This is a genomic window from Moorena sp. SIO3I6 (genome assembly GCF_010672095.1).
On the sequence record NZ_JAAHHU010000882.1, the window covers coordinates 1 to 2,027 of the forward strand.

The 2,027-nt window shown below is 39.9% G+C and carries 1 protein-coding gene and 1 pseudogene; both read left to right on the top strand.

The features are described from left to right. Positions 1 to 331 (top strand): annotated as a pseudogene (locus F6K49_RS43940) (transposase); the annotation flags it as partial. Between the two features lie 270 nt (positions 332 to 601). Beyond that, positions 602 to 2,027 (top strand): hypothetical protein (locus tag F6K49_RS43945; RefSeq protein ID WP_293108132.1); only part of this gene is annotated, 1,426 nt, incomplete at its 3' end.

Consider the following 2,027-nt stretch of genomic DNA (forward strand, 5'->3'; position numbering starts at 1 on the left):
GCTGAATCAAGAACTTGAACGTTATCAGGAGGAAAGACAGATGCCTTTGATTAGTCGAGTGGAAGAAAGGGCAATGAAGAGGGGTCTGGAACAAGGACTTCAACAGGGACTTCAACAAGGACTTCAAGACTATCGGGAAGGTTTTCAAGAGACAGTGGTTAAAATTTTACAAAATCGGTTTGAATCGGTATCACCAGAATTGGTGGCAGCGATTAATGCCATAGAAGATATCTCTGTGTTGAAACAGTTGATTGATCACTCTCTTAAGAGTAACTCCCTTGAGGAATTTGAGCAGCTCTTGGCACAACATCAGGTTAGTCAGGAGAATTGAAGAGTATGGAAACGGGCAAGAGGCGTTGCTGATTCTGGGTATGGTTTTGCCCCCCTAGCCCCCCAATTTTGGGGGGAACAAGACTTTCTTGCGTCCCCCAAAGTTGGGGGATTTAGGGGGCTTGACCAAAACCAGATGATCGCGCATTCATTCCTTGATTCAGCAACGCCGGAATTTTAACTGGCAAGATGCCCATTCCACTTTAGCCATCTAATCTTACTCACTACTGGCTCGATTACCATAGTATTTATATCCCTAAACCAATAAACAATGCCCCAAGTAGAGCTGGTAAAAATTTTCCTGGCTTCCCCTAGTGATGTGAGAAGCGAGCGGAACTATGTAAAAGAAGTAGTGGAGGAAATTAACCAAACTACTGCTCTGAGTAAAGGTGTCATGCTAGTAGTACGTTCGGGAAAAAATACTTATCCGGGCTATGGTGAAGATGGCCAAGCTGTACTCAATACTCAGATTGGCAATATGGAAGAGTACGAGCTATTTGTGGGCATTATGTGGAACCGCTTGGGTACTTCCACGCCCCGTGCCAAGTCTGGAACTGTGGAAGAATACAAACGAGCAGTTGCGGCTTTTGAGAGTAATAGGAAACCGGATATCTGGTTTTATTTTCGAGATGCACCAGCGAAGCTAAACAGCGATGATGAACTGGAACAGCGAAAGAAGGTACTGGATTTCAAGAAAGAAATTCAGAGCAAGGGATTAACAAAAGATTACAGACAACCAGCAAATTTTCGCGACAGATTTCGTCAAGATTTGTCCCTGTGGTTGGCAAAGACTAAAGGAAAAACAGCTACAACGGAACAAAAAAAGTCATCCACTACGGCTAATCAAAGGAGAAAATCAAATTCGACCTCCACGGCAGCAAAAAAAACATCAAGTACTAAATCTCCCTCTAAGACAACTGAACGAAAAAAATCATCCACTACAGCTAATCCAAGGAGAAAATCAAATTCGACCTCCACAGCAGCAAACAAGCCATCAACTACTAAATCTCCTAAAAAACCTCCTGTACAAAGCGTACAAACTTCAGGTAATTGGATTTTGTTAAAAGATAACTATTACTTAGCGAAATCAGTAGAAACAAAATCAGATGGGACTATTTCAGTTCAAATCACAACAAACGATCTGGAAGAACAGGCGAATTTAAAAGATATAAAACCTGATCAATTTTCCCACGACTCAAAAATCAGTTATGGCTATCAGAATGAAGCTTCACTTACTCAATTCAAGGATTTGGAGATAATATCTACTGGAAGCAAAAATCTATTTGTTATTACTCTAATATTACCAATCCAACAGTCTCAGGAAAATCTTTTTCAAAATATAAGATTTGGTCTAAATCATGGTAATTATTATAATGCTGACCAAATCGCTGAAATGTGGGTTAAAAAAATTTTACGGATCAATGATGATAGTTTGATATCCAATCATGAAAATTCTTTGATGCTCGATTCTTTTATTAACCATTCCAGTAGAGGAAAGCCTATAGAGCCAATTAATTTACCCGAGCTATGGAAAAAGCGAAAAAGGCAAAAAGAGAAGTTCTTGAGAATCGCAAGACTGGCCGCAGTTTATGAACTCAAAATGAGCGGTATAGTTGATCATATATTGGAATTAAGGCTAGGCCCTATCAAAAATCAATTAATGACTGTTAAATTTCGTGGCACGAGAAGGTCAAGAT